Source organism: Paenibacillus sp. N119s (assembly GCF_059447605.1).
Genome location: NZ_JCAJRU010000534.1, coordinates 1 through 377, shown reverse-complemented (window position 1 = coordinate 377; position 377 = coordinate 1). Strand labels below are relative to the sequence as shown.

Here is a 377-nt window from a genome sequence, read left to right as displayed (position 1 = left end):
GGGTGATGGCGTGCCTTTTGTAGAATGAACCGGCGAGTTACGTTCCCGTGCAAGGTTAAGGTGAAGAGCTGAAGCCGCAGCGAAAGCGAGTCTGAATAGGGCGAATGAGTACGTGGACGTAGACCCGAAACCGGGTGATCTACCCCTGTCCAGGGTGAAGGTGCGGTAACACGCACTGGAGGCCCGAACCCACGCATGTTGAAAAATGCGGGGATGAGGTGGGGGTAGCGGAGAAATTCCAATCGAACCCGGAGATAGCTGGTTCTCCCCGAAATAGCTTTAGGGCTAGCCTCGGAAAGAAGAATCGTGGAGGTAGAGCACTGATTGGGTGCGGGGCCCGCAAGGGTTACCAAGCTCAGTCAAACTCCGAATGCCAT

At 55.7% G+C, this 377-nt stretch carries 1 rRNA gene; it reads left to right on the top strand.

The features are described from left to right. Window positions 1-377, top strand: a 23S ribosomal RNA gene (locus AC5V8P_RS26195); the annotation flags it as partial.